Annotated in this window: 24 protein-coding genes; 19 read left to right on the top strand and 5 right to left on the bottom strand. The window is 41.2% G+C overall.

Annotated elements, in window-relative coordinates; translation table 11 throughout:
* Nucleotides 1-73 precede the first annotated feature (73 nt).
* The 11 genes from NH153_RS03900 to NH153_RS03950 all read left to right on the top strand — a co-directional run bounded on the left by NH153_RS03900 (nt 74) and on the right by NH153_RS03950 (nt 11132).
* Nucleotides 74-394, top strand: coding sequence for an Mpo1-like protein (locus tag NH153_RS03900; protein WP_063701346.1), 321 nt, complete (start codon nt 74-76; stop codon nt 392-394).
* An 8-nt stretch (nt 395-402) separates the two neighbouring features.
* On the top strand, nt 403-1152 hold the full coding sequence (locus NH153_RS03905; protein WP_063701160.1) for a class II aldolase/adducin family protein: 750 nt from the start codon (nt 403-405) through the stop codon (nt 1150-1152).
* 9 nt (nt 1153-1161) lie between these two features.
* Nucleotides 1162-2049, top strand: coding sequence for a bile acid:sodium symporter family protein (locus NH153_RS03910; protein WP_063701163.1), 888 nt, complete (start codon nt 1162-1164; stop codon nt 2047-2049).
* A 267-nt stretch (nt 2050-2316) separates the two neighbouring features.
* On the top strand, nt 2317-3222 hold the full coding sequence (locus NH153_RS03915; RefSeq protein WP_063701165.1) for a sensor domain-containing diguanylate cyclase: 906 nt from the start codon (nt 2317-2319) through the stop codon (nt 3220-3222).
* 122 nt (nt 3223-3344) lie between these two features.
* A complete protein-coding gene (locus NH153_RS03920) occupies nt 3345-4298 on the top strand; it encodes an SPFH domain-containing protein (protein ID WP_063701167.1) in 954 nt (317 codons plus the stop codon).
* An 8-nt stretch (nt 4299-4306) separates the two neighbouring features.
* On the top strand, nt 4307-4759 hold the full coding sequence (locus tag NH153_RS03925; protein WP_063701169.1) for an NfeD family protein: 453 nt from the start codon (nt 4307-4309) through the stop codon (nt 4757-4759).
* Between the two features lie 103 nt (nt 4760-4862).
* Nucleotides 4863-5699, top strand: a complete 837-nt coding sequence (locus NH153_RS03930; protein ID WP_063701171.1) for a patatin-like phospholipase family protein — start codon at nt 4863-4865, stop codon at nt 5697-5699.
* A gap of 89 nt (nt 5700-5788) precedes the next feature.
* The gene (locus NH153_RS03935) at nt 5789-7987 is read left to right on the top strand and encodes a hypothetical protein (RefSeq protein WP_063701173.1); all 2199 of its coding nucleotides are present in this window, start codon (nt 5789-5791) and stop codon (nt 7985-7987) included.
* 200 nt (nt 7988-8187) lie between these two features.
* Complete coding sequence (locus tag NH153_RS03940) at nt 8188-9813, top strand: methyl-accepting chemotaxis protein (RefSeq protein ID WP_063701175.1); 1626 nt, start codon at nt 8188-8190, stop codon at nt 9811-9813.
* A 39-nt stretch (nt 9814-9852) separates the two neighbouring features.
* Entirely contained in the window at nt 9853-10659 is an 807-nt protein-coding gene (locus NH153_RS03945; protein ID WP_063701177.1) for a substrate-binding periplasmic protein, read from the top strand.
* Nucleotides 10660-10661: 2 nt separating this feature from the next.
* Nucleotides 10662-11132: a DM13 domain-containing protein gene (locus NH153_RS03950; protein WP_063701179.1), complete on the top strand. Its 471-nt coding sequence runs from the start codon at nt 10662-10664 to the stop codon at nt 11130-11132.
* A 100-nt stretch (nt 11133-11232) separates the two neighbouring features.
* Here NH153_RS03950 and ahpF read toward each other — a convergent pair whose 3' ends face one another.
* The 4 genes from ahpF to NH153_RS03970 all read right to left on the bottom strand — a co-directional run bounded on the left by ahpF (nt 11233) and on the right by NH153_RS03970 (nt 15299).
* On the bottom strand, nt 11233-12813 hold the full coding sequence (gene ahpF / locus NH153_RS03955; RefSeq protein ID WP_063701181.1) for an alkyl hydroperoxide reductase subunit F: 1581 nt from the start codon (nt 12811-12813) through the stop codon (nt 11233-11235).
* A gap of 155 nt (nt 12814-12968) precedes the next feature.
* Complete coding sequence (ahpC, locus tag NH153_RS03960; protein WP_063701183.1) at nt 12969-13538, bottom strand: alkyl hydroperoxide reductase subunit C; 570 nt, start codon at nt 13536-13538, stop codon at nt 12969-12971.
* 208 nt (nt 13539-13746) lie between these two features.
* A complete protein-coding gene (locus NH153_RS03965) occupies nt 13747-14250 on the bottom strand; it encodes a 2,4'-dihydroxyacetophenone dioxygenase family protein (RefSeq protein ID WP_054562481.1) in 504 nt (167 codons plus the stop codon).
* Nucleotides 14251-14297: 47 nt separating this feature from the next.
* Nucleotides 14298-15299 (bottom strand): NAD-dependent epimerase/dehydratase family protein, encoded by a 1002-nt coding sequence (locus NH153_RS03970; RefSeq protein ID WP_063701185.1) that lies wholly within the window; start codon nt 15297-15299, stop codon nt 14298-14300.
* Between the two features lie 148 nt (nt 15300-15447).
* On the opposite strand from NH153_RS03970, the gene NH153_RS03975 reads away from it, so the two are divergent.
* The 8 genes from NH153_RS03975 to NH153_RS04010 all read left to right on the top strand — a co-directional run bounded on the left by NH153_RS03975 (nt 15448) and on the right by NH153_RS04010 (nt 23346).
* A complete protein-coding gene (locus NH153_RS03975) occupies nt 15448-16461 on the top strand; it encodes an AraC family transcriptional regulator (RefSeq protein ID WP_063701187.1) in 1014 nt (337 codons plus the stop codon).
* A 103-nt stretch (nt 16462-16564) separates the two neighbouring features.
* Complete coding sequence (locus NH153_RS03980; protein ID WP_138625127.1) at nt 16565-17245, top strand: SDR family NAD(P)-dependent oxidoreductase; 681 nt, start codon at nt 16565-16567, stop codon at nt 17243-17245.
* A 9-nt stretch (nt 17246-17254) separates the two neighbouring features.
* On the top strand, nt 17255-18793 hold the full coding sequence (locus tag NH153_RS03985) for an AMP-binding protein (protein WP_063701192.1): 1539 nt from the start codon (nt 17255-17257) through the stop codon (nt 18791-18793).
* Between the two features lie 78 nt (nt 18794-18871).
* Complete coding sequence (locus tag NH153_RS03990; protein ID WP_063701195.1) at nt 18872-19291, top strand: DUF3429 domain-containing protein; 420 nt, start codon at nt 18872-18874, stop codon at nt 19289-19291.
* 54 nt (nt 19292-19345) lie between these two features.
* The gene (locus tag NH153_RS03995; RefSeq protein ID WP_063701198.1) at nt 19346-19717 is read left to right on the top strand and encodes a hypothetical protein; all 372 of its coding nucleotides are present in this window, start codon (nt 19346-19348) and stop codon (nt 19715-19717) included.
* 3 nt (nt 19718-19720) lie between these two features.
* A complete protein-coding gene (locus NH153_RS04000) occupies nt 19721-20521 on the top strand; it encodes a class I SAM-dependent methyltransferase (protein ID WP_063701202.1) in 801 nt (266 codons plus the stop codon).
* Nucleotides 20522-20523: 2 nt separating this feature from the next.
* Nucleotides 20524-21510: a Gfo/Idh/MocA family protein gene (locus NH153_RS04005; protein ID WP_063701205.1), complete on the top strand. Its 987-nt coding sequence runs from the start codon at nt 20524-20526 to the stop codon at nt 21508-21510.
* Nucleotides 21511-21669: 159 nt separating this feature from the next.
* A complete protein-coding gene (locus tag NH153_RS04010) occupies nt 21670-23346 on the top strand; it encodes a methyl-accepting chemotaxis protein (protein WP_063701208.1) in 1677 nt (558 codons plus the stop codon).
* A 31-nt stretch (nt 23347-23377) separates the two neighbouring features.
* Here the strand turns inward: NH153_RS04010 and NH153_RS04015 are convergent, their stop codons facing one another.
* Nucleotides 23378-25393, bottom strand: a complete 2016-nt coding sequence (locus NH153_RS04015; protein WP_063701349.1) for a TonB-dependent receptor — start codon at nt 25391-25393, stop codon at nt 23378-23380.
* Nucleotides 25394-25711: the final 318 nt, after the last annotated feature.

A 25711-nucleotide genomic window follows, 5' to 3' on the forward strand; every position in this document is an offset into this window, starting at 1 on the left:
TGACCTATATTATCAAGTAAATAAAAGAATAAAAGCCTATTGTTTACCTGTAATTAACAACGGAGACAACAATATGGGCACTGTAGCAAGTAAACGCGAGTTCGCGAGCTTTAAAGAGTTTTACCCCTATTACCTACAAGAACACAAAAATAAAGTCTGTCGACGCTTACATTTCATTGGCAGCTGGATTGTTTTGGCTATTTTGTTTGCCGCTATTTATCAGCAGCAATATAGCTGGCTAATTTTATGCCCTCTAGTGGGCTATGGCTTTGCTTGGGTTGGTCATTTCTTTTTTGAGAAAAATCGTCCCGCTACTTTTACACACCCTTTTTATAGCTTTATCGGTGATTGGGTCATGTTTAAAGACATTATTGTTCGCAAAGTACCATTTTAGGAAAAGCCATGACCATAAAACACACAGTATCAGAACAAGAATGGCAAGCCCGTGTTGAGCTTGCTGCCGCGTATCGCTTAGTTGCTTTATATGGCTGGGATGATTTAATTTTTACCCATATTTCAATGCGCGTTCCCGGCACAGACAACGAGTTTTTGATAAACCCCTATGGCATGATGTTTCACGAAATTACGGCATCAAGTCTAATCAAAGTAGATCAACAATGTAATAAGCTGCATGACAGTGAATACCCAGTTAATCCTGCGGGGTTTAATATCCATAGCTGTATTCATATGGCGCGTGATGATGCCCATTGCGTTATTCACACCCACTCACTCAATGGCACGGCGGTGTCTGCAAACAAAGACGGCTTATTGCCTATCTCTCAGCAAGCTGTTGTTGTGCACTCAGGTCTGGGTTATCACGACTACGAAGGCATTGCCCTTAATCCTCAAGAGCAAGACCGTTTAGTGAATGACCTCGGCACGAATAACTTTCTAATGCTACGTAATCATGGCCTATTAACAGTAGGTAAAACGGTCGCTGATGCATTTTTGTTTATGTATGTTTTTGAAGCGGCATGCGCTGTACAAACTCGTACTTCACAAAATACCGAGCAACTCGTACAAGTACCTAGTGCGATTATTGAGGGTATCAAAGGGCAAACTGAGGTTGCTACTAAGGGACTGGGTGGCGCAATTGTTTGGCCTGCCCTGCTGCGCTTACTCGACAATAAAAGTCCGGGTTACGATCAATAAGGATATACCATGCAAATTGATATCATGACTAAAATAGTGCTGCCTTTAGCACTATTTATCATCATGTTTGGCATGGGCTTAGGGCTTAAAAAGCAAGACTTTGGGGCATTATTTATCAGCCCCAAAGCACTTTCAATAGGCTTAAGCTGCCAACTACTGTTATTGCCAAGCGTTGCGTTTTTATTAGCAATGAGTTTTACCCTAACACCAGAGCTCGCTATAGGGCTAATTTTAGTGGCTTGCTGCCCTGGCGGTGTGACTTCAAACCTCTATACCTATTTATTCAAAGGGGATGTTGCGTTGTCAATAAGTCTTACAACGCTAGCGACATTTATCTCACCCTTTACCTTGCCACTAATTATGCATTTTGCCATGCAAACGTTGAGTGTGCCGGGCCACGAATTCGCTTTGCCAGTGATTAAAACCATAGTGCAAATGCTGATGATAACGGTGCTTCCTGTTTGTTTAGGGATGGTCTTTAATCATTTTAAAGCCCATTTCAGCTTGAAAATAGAACCCTTTATCCGTCGTTTTTCGAGCGTATTCTTAATTGTGATAGTGCTTAGCATTATTCATAAAAATGCCGACCAAATGCTGAGCTTTTTTGCGACTAGCGGCATTGCAACGCTGACATTAAACCTCAGCACGCTGTTACTAGGGTTGTTTTTTGCAAAAATATCGGGCTTAGATCACAAGCAACAAATGAGCATTGCGGTTGAAGTTGGGCTACAAAATGGCACTCTTGCCATTTTAATTGCGAGTACCTTAATAAATAATGCCGCTATGGCAATTCCTGGTGCAACTTATAGCTTATCAATGTTTGTGACGGGTTATATTTTTTGTCGTTTATTTAGCGCGCATCAGACAAAACACCTTGCCATTCTCAACAAGGCATAAAAGCCAAGAGTGATGACTAAAAACAAGGAGGTTTTTAATCATTCAGAAATCACAAAGTAATAAAAAACAGTTAAAAATTAAGATAACCAAACGAGCTAAAACAAACCTAATAACAAAGTTCATCACCCATCCTCACTATTAATTTTTTATTTATTTTTCAAAACTATACCTAAATTATTAGTTATAAATTTAGCCTTGTGGTCAGTCTTGTTTATTAAGATATTTTCGTTCACTATCAATTTATGGCTTGTTATATAGGGACATATTGTGGCCGAACTTAAAAACTCTAAACTGCCCGTCCATATTGCTGAATTAAAGTTTGCACTTGATAACGTACCCGCATACGTTTATATAAAAAATGAACTCGGGCATTACGTTTATGCTAATAAGCTTACCTTGGGTTTATTTGCCTGCTCTGAGCAGGAACTACAACATAAGAGTGATGTTGACTTCTTCCCAATTTCTGACGTAAAAAAACTAGCGAAAATAGACAAACGAGTGCTTAGCGGTGAACGGACTCGTGAAGAAGTTAAGCTAACCTTTCCTGACGGACATCAATATATTTTCTGGGAAGTGAAAACCCCTATTATTTGTGACACAGAGCCGAACAAAGTCATCGGCATTTTAGGTATTGCTACAGACATTACCGAACGAAAACACCTTGAAGAACAACTCCTTTATGCTGCCTCTACCGACCCGTTAACTGAACTTTTAAACCGCCGCTATTTTTATATTCGTTTATCGCTTGCGTTACAAATGAGCAAGCGCGACCAAAACTACGGCGCGGTGATATTTATCGACCTGAATAAGTTTAAAAAGTTAAACGACCAATATGGCCACAACACAGGCGATGCTTATCTTGTTGAAATTGCTAATCGAATGAAAACGGTTGTGCGCGAAAAAGACTGTCTAGCCCGCATTGGTGGCGATGAGTTTGTTGTATTACTTGAAGGGCTTGGTCGTGATGAGCAAACAGCTAAACACAACGCTCATCGTGTTGCCGATAAATTACAAACGGCTATCGAGGTTAAATTTATTCTTCAAGATATCAGCTATAAGGGCTCAGCCAGTGTTGGCGTCACCATGTTTTTAGGCACGCAAAAAACAGCCGATGAAATTGTTGCACAAGCTGACCAACATATGTATCTGATAAAACATGCACTTAAGTATTAATACAAACCCTAAATAATTAGACGACTCTTAAGCTGGTTGCAATTACAAATCATTAGCGTGCTTTGCTTTGTGGTGGTAATCTGAGCAGTGAAAAATAATAGTAATTGTATTAAGGAAAGTACATGGATCCCATTTCAAGTATTTTAGACCTCTTGTTAAATGTAGAAGTCTTTATTCTAATTTTTATTTTAGTGCTACTAAAAAGCAGCGTTAAATTTGTGCCGCAAAACCGTGCTTGGTTAATCGAGCGTTTTGGTAAGTACCATTCAACCAAAGAAGCGGGCTTAAACTTTATTGTGCCATTTATCGACCGAATTGCCGCTGATCGCAGTTTAAAAGAACAAGCGCAAGATGTGCCTTCGCAGTCAGCTATCACAAAAGATAATATCTCGCTTATCGTCGATGGTGTGCTGTATTTCCGCGTGCTTGACCCGTATAAAGCTACTTATGGTGTTGATGACTATGTGTTTGCGGTTACTCAGCTATCACAAACAACGATGCGTTCTGAGCTTGGTAAAATGGAGCTAGATAAAACCTTTGAAGAACGTGACATGTTAAACACCAACATAGTTACGGCGATTAACCAAGCTTCTGAGCCTTGGGGTATTCAGGTTTTACGTTACGAGATAAAAGATATTGTACCACCAAACTCTGTAATGGAAGCAATGGAAGCACAAATGAAAGCTGAGCGTGTGAAACGTGCACAAATTTTAGAGTCTGAAGGTGATCGTCAGTCTGCTATCAACGTGGCAGAAGGTAAAAAGCAAGCGCAAGTTCTTGCAGCAGAAGCTGAAAAAGCAGAGCAAATCTTACGCGCTGAAGGTGAAGCTAAAGCGATTATCGCCGTTGCTGAAGCGCAGGCAGATGCACTTCGTAAAGTAGGTGAAGCCGCCGATACAGAGCAAGGCCAAAAAGCAATTCAACTAGACCTAGCCACTAAAGCCATTGCCGCTAAAGAAGCGATTGCTCGTGAATCATCTGTGGTATTACTTCCTGAGAGCGGTACCGATGCAAGCTCACTGGTTGCTCAAGGTATGTCTATTATTAACTCTTTGAATAAAAAGCAACAAAGTTAGGTGAACTGATGGCATTTTTAGATACGCATTTAGCCGAAGCCTTAATGATTTTAGGTGTTATCGCACTAATTGTTGAAGTAGCGGTACTGGGTATGAGTACCTACGTATTATTGTTTTTAGGCTTATCTTTATTTGCCAGCGGCTTACTAATGAATACAGGCCTTTTAGACTCGAGCTACACCACCGCGCTTTGGAGCAATATAGTGTTTACTCTTGGCTTTGCAGTGGTACTTTGGCAACCACTCAAACGCATGCAAGATAAAACCGATACCAAGCCGATACACAGTGACTTTGCTGAGCTTACCTTTGTCGTTAACGCAGATGTAGATGATAAAGGGTTAACCACACATCAGTATTCGGGTATTACATGGCAGTTAAAAAGTCATTCTCCCATTGCTGCGGGTAGCACAGTAAAAGTGACCGACAAACAAGTTGGTGTACTTTGGGTCGAGGCGGTATAACTCAGCTAGAGTCAAACTTCACTTAGAGTCAAAACTCTATTTAGTTTTGTAACCGTGTTTGCTATGGTTAGAAGCACTCACGGTTACAAGCAAGGTTGCGAAAATGAACAATAACAAGGCACTGGTTGTAGAAGGTGGCGCAATGCGTGGTATTTTTGCCACTGGCGTACTGGATGCTTTTATTCAAGCTAATTACCAACCTTTTAATCAATGCTATGGTGTTTCTGCCGGAGCTACTAACATTGCCGCTTATCTGTGCGCCCAATACAAACGTAACCATGCAGTGATTACTGATTACTCTTGCCGACCTGAATTTATTGATTTTGTTCGTTTTATTAAAGGTGGCCACCTGTTTGATTTAGACTGGCTCTGGCAAGAAACCATCCGTGATATTCGCCTAGATCTCGACACCTTCGAAAAACAAGCCAGTGAGTTTTATATTGTCACAACCAATATACAAACTGGGCAGGCAGAGTACTTAAAAGCAAGTGCAACTCATCTTGAACAGCAATTAAAAGCCTCATGCGCGTTGCCTATTGCATATCGAGAATTTCCCGTTATCGACAATTTACAGCTTACTGATGGTGGCGTGGCAGATTCTATTCCTATTCGTAAAGCATACGAGATGGGTAATAAAGAAATCACCGTTATTTTATCTCAGCCTCTTGGCTATAAGAAAAAGCCTTCTAAAGCGCCTTGGTTTGTTAAACGTCTTTATAAGAAGACCCCGGCATTAGCTGAAGCCACCTTAAGGCGTGCAGAAAATTACAATCAAAGTATTGATTTTATTACCAACCCGCCAAGCGATTGTAAAATTAATATTATTGCACCGCCCCCCAACTTTGCAGTTGGTCGAACAACGAAATCATTTGAAAAACTCAGTGCGGGCTATGAAATGGGCTTAAATGCGGGTACACATTTTTTAACTCAAGTTGCCTAAGCTAACGCATTAAAAAACAGGAACAATCTTCAAGCGTTTTCGAGGTCATTGGCTATACTTTAAAGAGTTACGTTAGCCAAGGATTGACCATGAAACTCCCCTTAACTTTTATTACTGCCTTCAGGGTTTTAATACTCTCTTTTCTATGTTTATTTTCATTTTTTAGCCAAGCTATTGAGTGGCCTCAACAAGTGCAAACATCACAAGGCACACTCATTGTTTATCAACCCCAACCAGAGAAACTCAACGGTAATACTTTAACAGCCCGTGCAGCAATGTCATTTTCATTTTCAGGCAATGACGCTGTGTTTGGCGTATTTTGGTTTACCGCTAAACTAGATACTGATCGCGAAAACGATACCGTCACTGTTCGCAATATGATTGTCACCGATGTACGCTGGCCTGAATCAAAAGATGCAGGAGAACAAAAATTTACTGCTGTCGTTAATGAAGCAATAAAAGCCAGTCAATTCGAAACCTCGCTTTCGCAACTTACCGCCAGCCTTGAGAGTGCAGAAGCAGCAGAACAAAGTTTAACGCAATTAAAAACCGACCCTCCAACGATTATTTTCAAAGAGCAACTGTCGGTATTACTGAGTTTTGATGGTGAACCTAAGTTTAGTCAGATTGAAAACAGCCAATATGAGCGTGCTTTAAACACCGCCATGACAGTGATTAAAGATAGCAAAAGTAAACTTTGTTATCTCACCGATGGGCAATTTTGGTATCAGGCAAAACAAGCCAAAGGGCCTTATGACTATACTCAGTCGCCACCTGCTGAACTTGTAAAAATGCTCCCTAAAGATACCGAAAGCTCAGATCTAAGTGCACCACCAGCCATTGTTGTAGCCACTAAACCCACAGAGCTTATTGCAACTGATGGCGCAGCTAAATGGAAAAGCCTAACCGGTGGCGAGCTCATGTATGTGTTTAACACTGAAACCCCGTGGCTACGTGAAATGCAAACGAATAACATGTATGTCTTATTATCTGGGCGCTGGTATCGCGCAAAACAACAAACAGGCCCTTGGACATTTGTACGTGGCGACGAACTACCAGAAAGCTTTGCCAATATTCCACCTGAATCAGATTTAGGTGGTCTCAGAGTTTCAGTTGCTGGTACTGAAGAAGCTGACGAAGCAGTATTAGATGCAAAAGTGCCGCAAACAGCGGCTATCAGCCGTAAAGATACGAGTTTAACTGTGTACTATGATGGCAAACCTAAGTTTGAACGTATCCCTGGCACGCAAGTTTCTTATGCCATTAATACGGATGCACAAGTGCTGCAAATTAAAGGCAAATATTATGCAGTCGATAATGCGGTGTGGTTTAAGGCAGATTCCGCGCAAGGGCCTTGGCTTGTTGCTGATAGCATTCCAAAAGATGACATCGCAAAAATTCCTCCAAGTTCTCCCGTTTACAACGTCACTTACGTCGAGATATACGAGTCAACTCCTGAGGTTGTGTATGTTGGTTATTACCCAGGTTACATGTGGTCATACCCTTATTATGGCGTGCCAGTGTATGGAACGGGTTGGTATTACCCGCCATACTGGGGCGGTGGCTACTACTACCCTCGCCCACCAACGTGGGGTTTTAATATTGGCTATAACAACTGGACCGGTTGGTCGTTTGGCTTAAGTTGGAGCAATGGTTTTTTAAATTTAGGGATGAATTGGAATGTTGGATGGCCAACCCATTATCGACCTTATCATTGCTGTAATGGCTGGTATGGGGGTGGTTACCGCGGCCCTGTTATTATTAATAATGGCAACATCAATATTGGTAACAAGATTAATGTTGGCCATAAACCAGATCATCATGATAAACAGCCAAGACATAACATTTATAAACGCGATCAAAGTAAATCTCGTCTTGCTTCGAAGCAGCAAGTGAAACGCGATTTAAAAACAGCCATCAGCCAACGCGATAAAGCAAACAACGTGTTCGCCGACCAAAAAGGTAACGTGCTCAAGCATGATGCCGATAAATGGCAACAACGTGTTGAAGGTAAATGGCAAACTCTCCCCGCTGATAAACAGCAAGAAATCAAAGAGCGTGCACAAAATATTGACCGTCAACAAGTACAAAATAAATTGCAAAGTATAGATAAAAGTAAAGCGAAGCAAACATTGCAGCAGCGCCAGCACACACAAAATAGGCAACAAAATCGTATGCAGCAATTAAATCAAGCAAATAGAGCACGTCAGCAAGGTATGCAGCGCCAACAAATGCGTCGTAATACACAAAGACAGATGCCTCGGCAAATGCCTAATCGCGGTCATTAATGTAAAAACAGGAACAAAGCAAAGCCAGCGTAAATACTGGCTTTGTTATCTTAACCAGAGCCAACGGCCCTCTTTGGCTACCTTTAAGTCGTAATAGGTATCTATCTTAAGAAAAAGCCTGCAAAACAATTGCAAAAACTTGCTTAAAACCATTTCTCTATTAGCTTTAATACTAAGTCCTTACAAAAATTTGCACGCTCATGTTAAATAACTACACCGTTCGTACGCGATTAGCCGTCTTGGCTTTGTTACCGGTTACAGTTTTTGTGATCACCTCTATTTTTACAATGTCTATTATGTCGGACATGGTAAAAGGCATCGACAGTTTATATGACGATAGAGTCATCCCCCTTGAGCAAATAAAAACAGTATCGGACAATTACGCCGTTAGCATTGTTGATCTATTCCATAAATACCGTGCTGAGCAAATTTCAAAAACTGACTTTCTAGCCGCCGTTGAAAATGCAAAAGACGTTGCTGACAGCAAATGGAAAAGCTACTTAGGAACTAAACTAACCACAGAAGAGCAGCGCTTGGTTAATATCGTGGAAAAGAATCTTGCTGTGGTACAAAGCGCACTCAGCACGTTTTTAACCCAAGTTAAAAGTGACCAACTTAAAGCAGTGCCCAACGAGGTGTTCGTAAAAAATCTTTACGATGTGTTTGACCCACTCAGTGAAAGTTATCAAGGGCTAATAAACTTACAAATCAATGAGGCTAACAAGTTTAAAAACGCCGCAGATAAAGACTTTGCTCAAGTCACCATCGCTATGACCGCATCTATCACCATTTTAATAATTGTGTTGCTGGCTATTGCCTTTATCATTTACCGATCTATTCATAACCCATTGTTATCTTTAAGTGAAACGATAGGTTCTATCTCTGAAAATGCCGATTTACGTCTGCGCGCAAAAACCCATGGTAATGACGAAATAGCCCAAGCAGCAAACCACTTTAATGCCATGATGGAGCGCATTCATGCATTAGTAAATGATGTAACGAGCGCCACTCTCACCCTTTCATCTGCTGCTGAGCAAATGAACTCAATTAGCGACCAAGTTGCAAGCACAGCCACAGAGCAAGAGCATCAATCAGCGATGATTGCCACCGCCATTACACAAATGAGTAGTGCCATTGAACAAGTGGCCGCAAATGCATTATCAACATCAGAAAAAGCCACTCACACTGATAAAACAGCCAAGCAGGGTCAGCAGTCTGTGCAAGAAAATATCGATGCAATAAACCGTTTATCACATATCGTTAATGCGAATACAAAACTAATCAATGAGTTAAATACACAATCAACCGATATCAATCAAGTGGTGATGATGATCCAAGGCGTTGCAGAACAAACCAATTTACTTGCATTAAATGCGGCCATTGAAGCAGCACGCGCAGGTGAGTCGGGTCGCGGTTTCGCGGTGGTGGCCGATGAAGTCAGGCAGCTTGCGCACAACACGCAAAAAGCAACAGCCAGTATTAACGAAATGATCAGTAAACTACAAGCAATGGCGCAGCAAGCAGTTACCGCCATGGGTAATGCAGACGAAAGTGCTAAACAAAGTGTTGAATATGCAGAGCGCTCATCACAATTACTGACTGAAATTACTCAAGAAATGGCACTTATTGCCGATATGAACAACCAAGTATCCACCGCAACGGATGAGCAAACCACTGTTGCCAACGAACTAAGTTGTAATATTAATGAATTTAGTAGTAGCATTTCACTGGTTAGCGAAAGCTCGCAACAAAATGCGCAAGCCAGCCAAGAATTGGCCTCATTGGCTTCGCGTTTACAACAGCAGGTTCATGTTTTCAAAGTATAGTCGTCTAAAACTGCGCTCAAAAAGCAGAGACTCGAAATAATGAATAGAGCAATACTGATATTACTAATGACCTTTGCTCTGTCGAGTCTACAAGCCTTTTGCCATGAACAAATTGTTATACAGCTTGCGAAGCCAAATTATACCGATGCGGTAAAAAACCAATATATTCACGATATTCTCGACAAAAGTTTTGCCGCAATGGATGCGGATGTAGTGCTGCTATACAATGTTAAGCCAATGAATAATAAACGTATTGTAGAGCAGCTGAGTCATAATAAAACAATTACCTTAGCATGGCTTTCTTTGCCTCACGAGCACGCTGATTCTCTCGTCAAAACGACAATCCCACTCTATAAAGGGCTACACGGCAAGCGCTTACTGATTATTCGCCATGAAGACCAAGAAAAGTTTAGCGGCATTAAAACCCTTGCTGATTTAACTCCCTTGGTTGGCCTGCAACAACAAAGTTGGTCAGATTATACCGTATTGAAAAACAATGGTTTAACAGTTAATGGTGAGCTTGATTACCCAGGAATGGTAAAAGCCCTTGAAACAGGACTCGGTGATTACTTTCCACGCTCAGTACTGGCTATTGGCACCGAACTGAATAGACTAAAACAGTTCAATTTTGTCATTGCGCCAAACATTATGTTGCAATACCCCAGCGACTATTACTTTTACCTAAGCAAAGAGAATCAACACATTAGAGATATGCTAGAGCAAGGTATGCAAAAACTGCAGCAATCAGGTGAACTTGAGCAACTCTATTTGCAATATTTTGGTGATGTTGAAAAACAATTTTCGTTGAAGCAACGTCACATCATCACGCTAAAAAATAAGGAGTAAGCATGCTAAAAGCGCTGCTAATTATCATTATGACATTGGCGATTTTTGCTGCGGGTTTTATAGCTGGGGTTTACAGTTTACCTATTTTAACTGAACAACCAGCACCCGATATTGCTGTTTTGAAGCAGCATCAAGGTCGAGCTCAGTTTAGTGCAACGTTTAAACCCGACCTGAAAGGCTCAGATCGCTTTCATTATGGTGATGGCATGGTGTATCTAACCAATGATGCTATTTCTATGCAAGGCACGTTATCACCAGGCCCCGACTATCAACTTTATTTATCGCGAAACTTTATTGATAACGAAGCCAATTTTTTAGCACAAAAAGGCACTATGCAGCGTGTTGCAGGGGTGCGTTCGTTCAATGGCTTTAAATTAGTTGTACCACAAGGTATTGATGTCAGTGATTACAATACAGTGGTTATTTGGTGTGAAAGTTTTGAGGAATTTATAACCGCAGCGCAGTATCAGTAGCTTGATTAATAAAAACAAAGCCGCCTTTGGAGAGGGCGGCTTTAAAGCGGCAGCTATGGGTGTGAGCTGCCTAATCAAGAGTCATTGTTTATGCAACTAATTAAGCTGCATCTTCTGTGCTTTGAGTCTCATCGCTGTGACGAATTAAGTAATCAAATGCACCTAAACTTGCCGTTGCACCACTGCCCATGGCAATAATGATTTGCTTAAACGGCGTTGTTGTTGCATCACCTGCCGCGTAAACACCCGGTAAAGATGTTGCACCTTTGCTGTCTATTTCGATTTCGCCAAAGCGAGTCAGTGATAACCCTGAATCTTTTAACCATTCAGTGTTTGGCACCAAGCCGATTTGCACAAAGATACCTGCAAGCTCAAGTGATTTTTCATCACCAGAGATGCGGTCAATATAGCTTAAGCCTGTTACTCGTTTACCATCACCAACAACTTCTGTCGTTTGCGCATTTTTGATAATCGTAATGTTCTTTAAGCTATTTGCTTTACGAATAAGGACTTCATCAGCACGTAAAGTATCAGCAAATTCAAGCACGGTGACATGCTCAACAATGTTTGCAAGGTCGATTGCAGCTTCAATACCTGAGTTACCACCGCCGATCACCGCAACAGCTTTACCTTTAAATAACGGACCATCACAGTGAGGACAATAAGCAACGCCATGACCGCGATACTCTTTTTCACCTGGTACGTTCATTTCACGCCAGCGTGCACCGGTTGCTAATACCACTGATTTAGCATTTAAAACCGCACCATTTTCTAGCGTGATTTGGTAATTACCTTGCTTAGTAAGCGATGCCGCACGTTGATTTTGCATAACATCAACGTCGTATTCTTTTACGTGCTCTTCTAGTTGAGCAACTAATTTAGGACCTTCGGTCGCTTTAACTGATATAAAGTTTTCAATTGCTAACGTGTCAGAAACCTGACCACCAAAACGCTCTGCAACCACGCCGGTATTTAAGCCTTTACGTGCTGAATAAATTGCTGCAGAAGCCCCTGCTGGTCCACCACCAACAACAAGTACGTCAAATAACTCTTTGTCGTTTAGCGCTTCGGCTTGGCGTGCAGCCGCTTTGGTATCGACTTTATTTAAGATATCAGTCAGATTAACTGCACCTTGACTAAACAGCTCGCCATTTAAATACACCGCTGGCACCGCTAGGATATTGCGCTCGTTCACTTCGTCTTGGAACAAAGCACCATCAATCATAGTGGCCGTAATGTTTTCGTTGTGTGCTGCCATTAAGTTCAGTGCTTGCACAACTTGCGGGCATGTTTGACAACTTAATGAAATATATACTTCAAAGTTAAGTGGCCCAGGTAATGATTTAATTTGTTCAATTTCAGTCTCTGATGCCTTACTTGGATGACCACCTGTGTGAAGAAGTGCAAGGATCAAGCTTGTGAATTCGTGGCCCATAGGCACACCCGCAAATGTGATTTGCGTATTGTTTATAGGTGAAGATACCACCATAGATGGACGACGCACGTCTTGGTTAGGGTTATCTCGCACCGAGAATTTATCGCTTAACGATGCTAAATCGTTTGCTAAGTTTTTAAGTTCTGTTGATTTATTGCTGTCATCCAAGGCGATAAGCAGCTCAACAGGGCTGGTAATAGAAGCAAAGTGGCTTGTTAATTGGTTTTTGATATTCGTATCTAACATGGCTTAGCCCTTGAGTTCAGAATAAATAAGCTAGAAAAAATTTAGGGATAACTGCCCATCACCCGCTAATGTGCTTAATGTGAGTTGTGATGGGCAATTAAGGTTGCATTGAGATAGCAAAGCAACACTTTGCTATCGTTTAATGCAGTGGCAAATTAGATTTTGCCAACTAGGTCTAGTGAAGGAGCAAGTGTCTCTTCACCTGGCTGCCATGACGCAGGACATACTTCACCGTCGTGGTTAGCAATGTACTGTGCAGCTTGTACTTTACGTACTAACTCTTTCGCGCTACGGCCGATGCCTAAGTCGTGAGTTTCGATTACTTTGATTTCGCCTTCTGGGTTCATTACGAATGTACCGCGAAGAGCAAGACCTTCGTCTTCAATCATCACACCGAAGTTACGTGTAATACGACCTGTTGGGTCACCGATCATTGGGAATTTGATTTTACCAATTGTGTCAGACGTATCGTGCCATGCTTTATGAGTGAAGTGCGTGTCAGTTGATACTGAGTAAACTTCAACACCCATTTCTTGTAGTTGCTCGTAGAAGTCAGCAACATCACCTAGCTCAGTAGGACATACGAAAGTAAAGTCTGCTGGGTAGAAGAAGAAGATTGACCACTTACCTAGCACGTCTTTTTCTGTTAGCTCAACAAAGTCACCGTTGTGGTAAGCTGTTGCATTGAATGGTTGTAGTTTTGTGTTAATTAATGAAGTGCTCATAGTATTCCTCATTGATGTATTTAAAAATGTTTAATTAACGCAGCCTTGCGTCTGCTTGATTAATACAATAGAGGTGTGAGCGATTAAAATAAAATTGATTGTTTAGATTAAATTGATTTGTTTTTTAGATTGAAAAATAAAAAGAAGCAAAAACTACAAAGCCCTCAAACACTTACGTCATAGAGGGCTTTCTCTTCAGGGATTAAAGTTACTTACTAAAACCGTATAAACTCTTTGGTTTAATGTAGTTAGGCTCAATTCCTTGCTCTTTTGCAGCTGCTAACATCACTTGTTCAATCCAACCTGCATCCATAATGTTCATATAGTTGCCATCTGGGTCAAAGTTAATGTTAGACCCCATAACCACCATAAAGGTATCGGTCACTTCAGTGTTGTCTGCTGGTACTTGAAATTGATGAATCGAACCGCCTGGTTCAAACAAATAGCTGCCTGCCACTTGTAAATCATCTGGGTATTCTGTGTAGTGCCAGCTGCCTGCTAATGTATACAAATGTACAACACCGGTATGAAAATGCTTTGGTAATACCGTACCCGGCTCAAATAAAACACGTAATACCCATACCCCATTCTCAGAATCCAGCATGAGTGGATAAATGTGTACCCCTGGTAAGGCGTTTTTAATCAGCTTTTCATCATTGGTATGAATAGTCAGTAAGAAATCTTGATGATTAATAATATCTGGTAATGCCATGTGTGTGCCCTCTTTTCACTTGCTTTCAATAAGTTAACTAGTTGTCTTTAATTTGCTGTGGCGGTATCTGTGTGTGGTTCTTCTTTACAAAGCCCTTGCCCATACGCCCACTGCAAAGCATGTTGCATACCTTGCTGTAAGGTAAATTCAGGTTGATAACCAAAAATATGCTGTGCCTTTTCATTACTATAAGCTGCACTTTTACGACGCAACATGCGCATGGTCGACGGATTGATATCCGTGGTTTTACCAACAAGGTGATAACACCACTCAATAAACCCTGTTAGCTTTATCGCTAAAGCCAAATTCACTACTGTGACGTGCTTTTTCCCTTGTGCCTGCGCCAAATAATTAAAATAAGTTTGGTTAGTTACTTGCTCAGGGCCCGAAAGATTAAAAATTTCACCGCTTGCATCGTCGCTTATCGCACTTTGGTAAATACCTTTGACTAAGTCATCAATATAAACAGGCCCAAACATGCCCTCTGGTACCATAAACATGCCTTTGGCGATTTCTTGTAATGGGTAAGCTATCCACGGTCTTGAGCCGGGCCCATAGACATCGCCAGGGCGAATTATTGTGACATTGAGTTTTTTACTGGCGTGATAGCTTAGCGATAAATGCTCGCTCATCATTTTCGAATCGTTATAGGCTCTGCCATCAGGGAACAAAGGCGCATCTTCTTTAATATCAGTTTGCCAATCACTGCCATAGACGGCGGTCGACGAAATATGAACAAAGCGCTTTACCGTGTTTGCAGCCACCGCTGCATCCAGTAAGTTTTTAGTCCAACCCACATTCGCCTGCCATGTTTGCTTATAGCTAAACGCATTTGAAACAATTGCCGCTGTATGAATAACTAAATCGCAGTCATTCATTAATGAGCGCCAACTCGCTGGTTCATTCAAGTTACCTGCAACAATGTTAAACTCTTCACAGGGCGTTAAATCAACGCCACATACATCGACCCCATGCGCTTTAAAGTAGCGTGCGAGTGTGCGGCCAATAAAACCATTACCGCCACTGATAAAAACTTTTGAATAGTTCATTGTGTGTTCCTCTAAGCACGTTTCAGCCTTAATTGCAGTTCGCAGGCTGATTGGTTAATACATTGTTAAACTTTAATGGCATCATTTACTTTACTTTTCACGCAATTTTTTTTACTTTTTACGCCAACGCACTAAAAAAGAGCACACTATGCCCCGGCTAACACACGCACCTGATCTAATTAGAGTATCTGCTCTACATGGTTATATTGAGCTGATAGAAAGTAAATTGGTAAACCCTGATGCACTACTATCGCGCGTTGGTTTAGATCGAAAACAACTCTCTGAGCCAAATAATTTTGTGCAGTATCAACAATTGATCCAGCTGTTAGAAATCACGGCTAAAGAGTTAAACCTACCCTATTTTGGCCTTGAGCTAGGCCGCTGGCAGAGCTTAAATATCTTGGGCTCAGTCGGTTACTTGATGGGAAACTGCGACACCCTTGAAATGGCGCTAAAGAACTTAACTAAGTACTATCATGTACATCAAAATAGTGCTGATTTACTGCTCGAAGTTGGTCAAGACTATGTAAAACTCTCGTTTTTAGTACGCAATAGCTTAAAAATAAGTGTTCACCATGGCGCGGATTTAGCCATGAGCGTAGGCGTCAATTTATTAAAACAATTAACCGATGACCAAATAAAACTACATCGCTTAGAACTTCCTCATAGTGGTAATGAAAATCCTAGCGTATATCGTCAAGCGTTAGGTCAACTCCCGGTATTTAACTGTGCCCATACCGCAGTAGTATTTGATAGAAAGTATTTAAAGATCCCTATCAAAAACTCAGATAAACAATTATTTTCGATACTTAGCCAGCAACTTGGGGATCTTAAGGACACTAAGCGAGAAAACATTTCAGATCACGTTGAGGTGCTGATCAAGCAATACCTACTTCACGAAGACTTTGGTGTAAACCTGATAGCTGAAAAACTATCAATGAGTGCCCGTAGTTTACAGCGGCACTTAACAAAGCATGACACAACCTTTCGTGAGTTAGTTGACGATGTACGTTGCAATTTAGCACATCAATATTTAACTGAAACTAGCCTCAGTTTATCGAACATCTCAGATATCTTAAGCTTTTCTAATTACAGCGAATTTACTCGTGCGTTTAAACGCTGGTATGGCATACCACCAAAAGATTACCGTAAATCACTTTAGCCTTTTTGGCGCAAAAAGTTAAAAATGGGTCGTATAAAGCTAAGTTTTCGGTTAACAATTTATATATATTGGCTAGCTAGTTTCGCTAATTAGTGGTCGTGCAATGTTAAGAAGAGTGTTTATTACCGGTGCCAACAGTGGTATCGGATTCGAATTGGCAAAGCAATATATTCTAAGAGGTGACGATGTTGCATTATTCGACTTACATTTTTGCGAACAAACTAAACAATCGCTCGGTGAGCTTGCCGATTATTATCAATACGTTGAGTTTTTTGCGACGCCTATCTGTGATACTGAAGCACTGCAAACCCAAGTAAATAATGCAATTGCAGCGATAGGAAAGCCTGATTTGGCTATTTTCAGCTGCCATACTTATGAGCAGCTAAGTAACGAAAATAGTATTGCTTGTCAGCACTTTGCAACAGTCATCACGCCACACTTGGGCATGAACAGTCACCTAGCACTGACCACACCGCTTATTGATGCCACTCAATTTACGCCACAGCCCAGCGCCTTGATTTTAGCCAAAGAGCTCCGTAAAAAATTTAAACCTAACAACATAAAAGTCAGTTTAATTTGTGCAAGTAAAACGCACAGTACTTTAGCCAGCCCAGCCTATGCTGCAAAACACATTTTGCGCGGCTTGGATAAACAAAAATTAATGGTGATCCTAGGCTTACAATCTAAACTAACCTATATCATGAGTCGTTATTTGCCAAATTGGATAATGGATTCAGTGATGGATCGCTTGATAAAACAACAACTAATAAGAACAACACGCTAAGGAATACCCATGAACACACATGATAACCTCACGCAATTAATTGAGCATACGTGTCAGACTTATGCCGAACTTCCAGCCTATAACAGTGCGGGAAAAACGCTCAGCTATGCACAAGTTGAACAACAGTCTCGTTATTTAGCGCAGTGGTTTCAACAGCAAAGTGGCCTTGTTGCAGGGGACCGAATCGCCATTCAATTACCGAATATTGTTGATTACCCTATCGTTACCTATGCAGCATTTCGTGCCGGATTAATCGTTGTCAATACCAACCCACTTTACACCGCTCGCGAAATGCTACATCAGTTTAATGATGCCGATGTAAAAGCCATTGTTATTCTTGACGCCCTTACCGATAAATTAGCAACTATTATCGATGATACGTCAATCAAAACAGTTATTGTTGCAGCCGCGGTTTCTGAGCCAACATTGCAAGAGGGTCAATTTTCGTTAAATGAACTTATTCGCCAAGGTGAAAGACTCGCTCCTCTTAACGCTCATCAAGCCAGTCGTGATGATATTGCTGTTTTACAATACACCGGCGGTACCACAGGAGTTGCCAAAGCGGCGATGCTGAGTCATGGCAACATATTAGCCAATGCCGAGCAAATGAATGAGCGCTTTGATGACATTTTAACGCCCGGTCAAGAAACCGGTATTTGCCCGCTTCCGCTTTATCATATTTACGCCTTTACGGTGAACATGGTTGGTCTATTTGCTATGGGCCAATTTAATGTACTGATACCAAATCCTCGTGATTTAGATGCCTTAGTTAAACAAATCGAACCATTTGGAATTAATTACTTTTCAGGCATCAACACCTTATTTATTGGCTTGTGCATGCACCCGGGGTTTAAGGCACTGAATTTTTCAAACTTAAAAATGACCGTCTCTGGGGGCGCAGCCCTCACACATGCTGCAGCCGATGCGTGGATGAATACCACAGGTTGCACAATCACAGAAGGCTATGGCTTGTCAGAAACCTCGCCTGTTGCAACGTTAAATGACTTTAAAAAAGAAGAAATTGGTAGCATTGGCCGCCCACTTTCAAACACCACCGTCGAAATTTGGAATGAAAATGATGAGCCTGTAGCTGACGGTGAGTCTGGCGAGATCGTTGTTAAAGGCCCACAGGTGATGATGGGTTATTGGCAGCGCCAAGATGAAACCGATAAATGCATGAAACGGGGCTTTTTCAAAACCGGTGATGTGGGTCTGAAGCTTCCAAGTGGTAATTACAAAATTGTAGACCGTTTAAAAGACATGATTATTGTTTCTGGCTTTAACGTGTACCCTAATGAAGTTGAAAACGTACTTTGTCAGCACCCTGCTATCTGCGAAGCGGCCGTAATTGGCGCAAAAGATGAAAAAACTGGGGAGCGTGTTTGTGCCTACATTACCTTAAAAGAGCAGATTGATGAGCAACAAGTGAGTGACTATTGCCGCGAAAACTTAAGTGCTTATAAAGTGCCTAAATCAATCATTTTTATGGAACAATTACCTAAATCGACGGTTGGCAAAATTCTACGTCGAGAGTTACGCCAACAATAAAGCGATCGTTTTAGCCGCCTAACTGGTATAAAATAACCACGAGTTATTTTATACCAGTTAGGCGGCTTTAAGGTCATTATGGAAAAGTTTATTAATCACATTCAACTCGGTTACTTAGGTTTACTGCCGTTTTTAGGCTGCGTTGGCTGGCCACTCATTGCTGGCAGTAATGCCGTCAACTTAGACTTTTTCACTTTTTATAGTATCGCCATTTTGGCGTTTATGGCTGGTAACTTATGGCATGCAGGCCAGCAAACCCATGCTGATGCCATTAAAGCGATTATTCCTATTCTACCGATTGGCTTTTTAAGCTTTTTACCAACAACCTGGACTCTCGCTTGGCTCGCTGCAAGTTTCTGGTTGGTGTTGTTATTCGAAAAAAGTTCACCACAGTGGCAAACCTATCATATTGATTATCAAAAAATGCGTTTCGTTTTAACGTCTGTGGTTTTTGTTTGCCATATTTTTGTAATTGGCATGAGTATCTATCCTGAGTAGCCCTTTTATCGCGATTGCGGTAACATCCGCGGCTCAGTTTTTTAAGGACTTGCTATGATAGATCAACTTCGCGCTAAACTAGATCACCTTGGCGAAAATTACGTCGAGAAGAATGCGCACTTCAAAGTGAAAGTGATCCCGTTTTTCTGTTCCATTCAAATAAAAAAAGACCATAAAAAACAAGGTGGCTTAACTTTTTATTCGAATCAACTGATTGAAATCTTCTTGGCAACACTATTTTTGTTGTTTGGCTTAATGCTGTTTGATGCCGATGCTGGATTGACCCACGGACCTATACATATCGCCTTTGCAGTGCTAATAAGCTTTAACTTGATCATCAAGCAAATTGCCATCGAAGGACTCAAAACGCGCTTAGCGCTTTGCCCTGAAATAACCATCGAAGAACAGCCTGAGCAAGGCAAATAAGCTATGTTTTTAGACCCTAGTTGGCGCATCTTAACGGTGGGCGATGGTGACTTATCTTTTTCTTTGGCCTTAGCTCGCCATTTAAAACCCGCCATGCTGATTGCATCAACCTATGATGATGCAAATACCATAGAGCAAAAATACAGCGACAATGCGCTTAGTTCACTGCAACAGTTAAATATAACAACCTTAACTGAATTTGATGTCACTAAACCCGATGCATGGCAGCGCTTAGGCGACGCTCGTTTCGATGTAGTTATTTTTCAATTTCCCCTTATACCTGCGTTTAAAGGTGAAGCAGCATTTAAAGCAAATACCCAACAAGGCGGTATGAATGTTTTAAACCGAGCCTTGTTGCATCGCTACCTAGACTACGCAAGCCAGTTTGCATTAGATAGAAATGGCCCGATGTTGTGTTACATCACCTCTAAAGATGTAAAACCGTATCGTGAATGGAATATTGAAGGCAGCTTAAATCAAGGGCTAAACTGCCATTATCTTGGCCAAATGCCATTCGATATTAATTTATTCCCGGGCTATAAAATTCGTAATGTTGACCGCGATAAACATGTTAAAGACACCAGCGGCATTACCTATGTATTTAGCGAAAAAACTGACAATGAGATTACTGCTAAGCTGACTTTACCCGCTTATTTAGGCGATAAACACTGTGCATTATGCCGCGTAGGCCCTTATATGGCACAGGAAGATGAAGACAAACATGTGTTAAGCAAAAAGCACAAACAAATGGAAAAATTTGAACAGGATTGGCAAGCATGGCTTGCACAAAATAACGAGGAGTAACCATGAACTTTGTCATTGTTGGTACCAACTTTATAAGCGACACATTACTGAGTGCAGCTAAACAGCTAGAAGCGTTTTCCTTATATGGCGTGTGCTCACGAGCGCAGCAAACTGGCGAGGCTTTTCTTGCTAAACATGACCTTGCAGATGCTAAAGTGTTCACCCACATTGAACAAGTATGCCAAGATCCATTGGTCGATGCCGTCTACATTGCTGCACCAAATAGCTTACACAAAGACTATGCTGTAATGTGTTTAAAAGCCGGTAAACATGTTTTAGGCGAAAAGCCTTCGGCTGCTAATAGCAAAGAACTTGAGGCTATCATTCAAGCGGCAAAAACGCATCAACGCTTATACATGGAAGCGATGATGACCACGCATTTACCAAACTTCGCACGCTTAAAAAATGCCCTCACAAAAATTGGCACACCCCGCAAATACATTGGTCAATATAGTCAGTATTCATCACGTTACGATAAATATAAAAATGGCGAGCGCCCAAACACTTTCTTGCCAGAATTTGCTAATGGTGCATTAGTCGATTTAGGTATCTATCCGCTGTATATTTTACTCGCAATATGGGGCGCACCTCAGAGTGTAAAAGCCAGTGGTGTGTTACTTGAAACCGGTGTTGATGGGGCTGGTGACGTATTATTAAATTACGCTGATAAGCAAGCGGTGATCAGCTACTCAAAAATCTCACAAGGCGATAACTTTACTGAAATCCAAGGTGAAAAAGGTCGCATTCGTATCGAAGCCGTCTCTTTATTAAAGCGCATGCAATATATCGGTAACGATGGCACGGTTGAAGAACTCTCTGAGCAATTTGATGAACACTTTATGCGCCATGAAGTAAGCCACTTTATTCAAGCAGCGAATGCAGGACAGATTGAGTCATCAGTTAATACTCATACACTGTCAAAACAAGTTATGGCGGTGCTTGATGAAGCGCGAAGCCAACTTGGCGTTGTGTATCCCGCAGACCAATAAATACATTATTCAAGGGCAGTTAACACTGCCCTCTTTCATTTTAGCCACTCAACATAAGCTTAAATAATTACCCACAATTAAGTTTCTCATAACTTTTATTCAAATTAGATTTTTGTACTATGGTTAATAGTATTTACTTTCAATAAGAAGGGTAATACTTTGACTATTCGCTTTTTACTCAGAGCCGTTTTCGCAGCAACTATTACCCTTGCTGCTGGGCTACTTTTAATTATTCTATTCTTGCAGTCAGGCCAAGATAAAAGTATGGACTCTGCTCAGCAACGTTATGAGCTCAGTCACCTTGCCAAGTTTTCAGCTGCAAACTCGATTCATTTAACCGAACTTGCCCGTCAGCATGTTGTGACCTTAAACCCTCGCTATGCAGATGAGTACCACCAGCTTGTTGATCAAATTGAAGGCAAAGCAGCTTGGCTTAACGGCGAAAAGAAAAGTTTCGAACAACGCCTAAAAGCGTTTAATGTAGCCGCTGATGATTTAGCCCTGTTGCAAAAATCAAATGATTTGTCGCTCAAACTGGTTGAAACAGAAGAACAAGCATTTAGTTTAGTGGGTGACTTGCTTGGTCGCGATACAAATAACTTAACTGCAAGCGAGCATAAAAAGTGGGTGCAAGCTATTACGCTTTTAACCAATGATGCATACATGGCCGAAGTTGAAAAAATTCAGCAACCTGTACAAGCATTTTTAAGTTCAATTGAGAAAAAAAGTGCTGCAGAAGTTAAAAGCAATCACGACCGTGTGGTTACCTTAAGTTTAATTAGCACCGTGTTAGTCCTGACTATTATTGCTACCTTGATAGTGTGTTACTGGCAATTAGAGAAAAAAGTAATTAAAGCAACCCATGCCTTAATTGATGAAGCTAAGCGTATTTCTGAAGGGGATCTGTCTCGTTATATTGACCACAAAGCCGATGACGAAATAGGCCAGCTTGCGAGCAGCTTTAATATTATGGTTGATAAACTGTCTCAGCTTCTTAAAGAAATTCATGATCAATCAGAGCAAGCGCAAGTGGCTGCAAAAAGCCTCGACGAAATTTCACAGCAAGCTAAAACGCTCAATGATATTCAAAGCCAAGCGATTGAAGTGATTTCAAGCTCAGTCTATGAAAACTCAACGGCTGTTAAAGAGGTTTCTCAGAACTGTGCAGCCGCAGCAAGCAGTGCTACCGCAGCCAATCAAAAAACCCAAGAAGGCCTTTATGTTGTAAAACAAGGGGTGAGCTCAGTTGAGTCTGTGGCCGATACATTAACAAAATCACTCACTGACCTTAACCAACTCGAGGCCTCAGTGAATGAAGTCACGGTTATTTTAAGTGTTATCAGTAATATTGCCGAACAAACTAATTTATTGGCACTCAATGCCGCAATCGAAGCTGCCAGAGCGGGTGAACAAGGCCGAGGCTTTGCCGTTGTTGCCGACGAAGTACGAACGCTGGCAAGCCGTACGCAAAGCTCCACCCTTGAAATTCAAGATAAAATTGACTCATTACAATCGGCAACTAATGCGGTGACACAAAGGATCCGCTCTAGTGATAATCAAATTAAAGAGGCAGTGATCAATTCGGAAAAAGTGGGCCATATGCTCGATGAAATTAGCGTGCAAGCAAAAGCCATTTCTGAGGCCAATATGACCATTGCTTCTGCATCTGAACAGCAATCTCAAGTGACAGAAGAAATCGCCCAGCGCTTAAATGAAGTACAAGACACCAGCCGTAAATCACAGCAACAAACGCAAAGTATCTCATCTTCATCGAGTAAGCTGGCTAACTTGGCAAATAACTTAAACGGGCAAATTAACCGATTTAAATTAAGCTAGTCGCTGAGTAAACCAGCGACTAGCGTTTAGTTTAAAATCGGTAAGTAACAGATGCACCGATTGTTTGTGGGTTTACAACTGCCACATAGCCTTGTGGGTAGCGACCACTGACAGGTTCTTGTGAGGTATACGCCTCTTCATCTAAGGCATTGTTGATGAAGGCACTTATCAACCATTGTTCAGTATCGTAAGTCATCGATAAACGCGTAATGGTGTAATCACCTGCAACGCGTTCTTCTGTATTTGTTAAGTCACCATAAAATTCATCAACATAATTGGCACTTAAATTCACTTTTAGACTATCGGTAAACCAATGCGACAGACCTAAACTCGCCGTTAACTCCGGTGCAGAGTTTAAATCATTGCCGACGGCATCAGGAAAGGCTGATGATTCATCAATTTTAGTTTTCAATAAACCAAAGCCACCATGTAACTGCCACTGATCGCCCAGCATGCTGTAGGCTTCTACTTCTAAACCATAGCTATGAGCATCTTCAATATTAGTGATTTTACGCTCTGAGCTTAGCGCTTGATAACCGTTAAAGTTATTGTAAAACACATTAGCGCTGATATTTATGTCACCATTATTGATTACGCTGCGTGAACCAATTTCATAAGTATTAACGGTTTCTTCATCGTAGTAGTAATAATCTTCAGCAGTAAAATCAAGTGCGCCGCCCCCGGCATTGTAACCACGACGAGCACTGGCAAATAACGTTGTTTCGTCGCTAATATCATATTGAATCGCGAGTTTTGGTAAACGCAGTGTGTGTGAATTATCAAGTTGCTCAACGAGCATATCACCACGAAATGCCATATTGAAATTACGTAATTGTTCTTCACGCTCAATGCGCAGACCCGCTGTTAACGTTAATTCGCGGCTTAAGTTAAAGCTTGTTTCACCATAAACTGCGGTCGATTTACTGCTATCGTCGCCGTAATAATTGGTTGCTCCGACACTTTCAAAGTCTTGGTCACGGTCAAAATAAGCAAGACCAACAAAGCCTGAGTAAAAATCATTGCTTAAACCAAAGTTCAATTTGGTATCGACAGTGATGTTACTTTCATCCATTGATACGTCAGATTCTGCACTTTCAAGTGGTTCGTAAGCTTCAAATCCCCATTTGTAATCCATATAAGCAACTAAAACATCTAACGAAAAATCATCGTTAATTTTGTAATCAACATTCACTTGCGTGGTATCAGATTCAGTATCCATAATACGTTGATATAGCGGCTCATAATCAAATGGCTCATCCGCTAAAAAGTACTTACGACCCGAATTACCTTCTTCACTGTAAGTTGAATAAGTTAGCTGTACAGCAAGATCTTCGCTAGGTGTGTAAAGTAATTTAGCGCGTGTGCTACTGGTATTTAACTTGTTTAATTCACGATCAGTGGGGTTTGTTTCGTATACCGGTGGATTTGAAAATGTTTCGCCATCAACGTACTGAGTTGATAGACGAAATGCTAATACATCTTCAACTAACGCACCGGATACCACTGCGGCAGTATCTAGGTAGCTATCTTGGTTACGATAACCAACGCGCACAGCCCCTTCAAATTCTTGAGTAGGTGCTTTAGTTGTCATGTAAACGGCACCCGCAATACTATTACGACCATTACTGGTTGATTGCGGCCCTCGGTAAACTTCAATTTGTTCTACATCCCACAGACCCGTATCACCGGTTAAATCTGCAACAAACGGTTGGCTTACACCATCGATTAAGGTTGAAACACGGGCTTTGGAACCACCGCTAAATGAGTTAAAACCCGTTGCACCACCATTACCTGACACGCCTCGCATATCTGGTACCGAGCCCGTTAACACAACAACGTTCGCCATTTCTGACAGCGCTTCAGATATAGAAGCAAGTTGACCGTTTTCTAGTAAAGACTTATCAACAACCGCCACTGACGACATGGTCTCTTTAAGTGACTTCTCTGTTTTTTCACCTGTAACAACAATGGTATCCATTGATTTTCGACTGCTTTGGTCGTCATCGGCCCACGCTGAGCCTTGTGTAACAAGTAATGATGCAAGCATAACTTTGGTGAGTGAATTAAGTTTAAATGCAGTAGCCAATGTCCTTTCCCCGTAAGAGATTATTAGAATTAAACAAATTGAGTTTGATAAAAAAGCGCTAGGAAATTAACACAAGCTTAATGATATTGCAATTGAGTTTAGTTATCATTTACAATGAGATTTAACATCAACTACAACTATAATCTTATGCTCACTTTTACCGTTACCCTGCTTGTCGTTTTTGCTGTCAGTACTGTGTACTGCACTAGAAAGCAGCAGCGATTCTTAAAAAAACCTATTAAAAAACAATGGCGATTACTTTCGATTGCGTTAATCGTT

It is taken from the genome of Pseudoalteromonas gelatinilytica (assembly GCF_001641615.1).
GTDB classification, from domain to species: domain Bacteria; phylum Pseudomonadota; class Gammaproteobacteria; order Enterobacterales; family Alteromonadaceae; genus Pseudoalteromonas; species Pseudoalteromonas gelatinilytica.

What these genes read in the sequence shown, in the direction of transcription:
- NH153_RS03900 (WP_063701346.1), top strand. Translation starts at nt 74, where the DNA reads ATGGGCACTGTAGCAAGTAAACGCGAGTTCGCGAGCTTTAAAGAGTTT.
- NH153_RS03905 (WP_063701160.1), top strand. Translation starts at nt 403, where the DNA reads ATGACCATAAAACACACAGTATCAGAACAAGAATGGCAAGCCCGTGTT.
- NH153_RS03910 (WP_063701163.1), top strand. Translation starts at nt 1,162, where the DNA reads ATGCAAATTGATATCATGACTAAAATAGTGCTGCCTTTAGCACTATTT.
- NH153_RS03920 (WP_063701167.1), top strand. Translation starts at nt 3,345, where the DNA reads ATGGATCCCATTTCAAGTATTTTAGACCTCTTGTTAAATGTAGAAGTC.
- NH153_RS03925 (WP_063701169.1), top strand. Translation starts at nt 4,307, where the DNA reads ATGGCATTTTTAGATACGCATTTAGCCGAAGCCTTAATGATTTTAGGT.
- NH153_RS03930 (WP_063701171.1), top strand. Translation starts at nt 4,863, where the DNA reads ATGAACAATAACAAGGCACTGGTTGTAGAAGGTGGCGCAATGCGTGGT.
- NH153_RS03935 (WP_063701173.1), top strand. Translation starts at nt 5,789, where the DNA reads ATGAAACTCCCCTTAACTTTTATTACTGCCTTCAGGGTTTTAATACTC.
- NH153_RS03940 (WP_063701175.1), top strand. Translation starts at nt 8,188, where the DNA reads ATGTTAAATAACTACACCGTTCGTACGCGATTAGCCGTCTTGGCTTTG.
- NH153_RS03945 (WP_063701177.1), top strand. Translation starts at nt 9,853, where the DNA reads ATGAATAGAGCAATACTGATATTACTAATGACCTTTGCTCTGTCGAGT.
- NH153_RS03950 (WP_063701179.1), top strand. Translation starts at nt 10,662, where the DNA reads ATGCTAAAAGCGCTGCTAATTATCATTATGACATTGGCGATTTTTGCT.
- ahpF (WP_063701181.1), bottom strand. Translation starts at nt 12,813, where the DNA reads ATGTTAGATACGAATATCAAAAACCAATTAACAAGCCACTTTGCTTCT.
- ahpC (WP_063701183.1), bottom strand. Translation starts at nt 13,538, where the DNA reads ATGAGCACTTCATTAATTAACACAAAACTACAACCATTCAATGCAACA.
- NH153_RS03965 (WP_054562481.1), bottom strand. Translation starts at nt 14,250, where the DNA reads ATGGCATTACCAGATATTATTAATCATCAAGATTTCTTACTGACTATT.
- NH153_RS03970 (WP_063701185.1), bottom strand. Translation starts at nt 15,299, where the DNA reads ATGAACTATTCAAAAGTTTTTATCAGTGGCGGTAATGGTTTTATTGGC.
- NH153_RS03975 (WP_063701187.1), top strand. Translation starts at nt 15,448, where the DNA reads ATGCCCCGGCTAACACACGCACCTGATCTAATTAGAGTATCTGCTCTA.
- NH153_RS03980 (WP_138625127.1), top strand. Translation starts at nt 16,565, where the DNA reads ATGTTAAGAAGAGTGTTTATTACCGGTGCCAACAGTGGTATCGGATTC.
- NH153_RS03985 (WP_063701192.1), top strand. Translation starts at nt 17,255, where the DNA reads ATGAACACACATGATAACCTCACGCAATTAATTGAGCATACGTGTCAG.
- NH153_RS03990 (WP_063701195.1), top strand. Translation starts at nt 18,872, where the DNA reads ATGGAAAAGTTTATTAATCACATTCAACTCGGTTACTTAGGTTTACTG.
- NH153_RS03995 (WP_063701198.1), top strand. Translation starts at nt 19,346, where the DNA reads ATGATAGATCAACTTCGCGCTAAACTAGATCACCTTGGCGAAAATTAC.
- NH153_RS04000 (WP_063701202.1), top strand. Translation starts at nt 19,721, where the DNA reads ATGTTTTTAGACCCTAGTTGGCGCATCTTAACGGTGGGCGATGGTGAC.
- NH153_RS04005 (WP_063701205.1), top strand. Translation starts at nt 20,524, where the DNA reads ATGAACTTTGTCATTGTTGGTACCAACTTTATAAGCGACACATTACTG.
- NH153_RS04015 (WP_063701349.1), bottom strand. Translation starts at nt 25,393, where the DNA reads ATGCTTGCATCATTACTTGTTACACAAGGCTCAGCGTGGGCCGATGAC.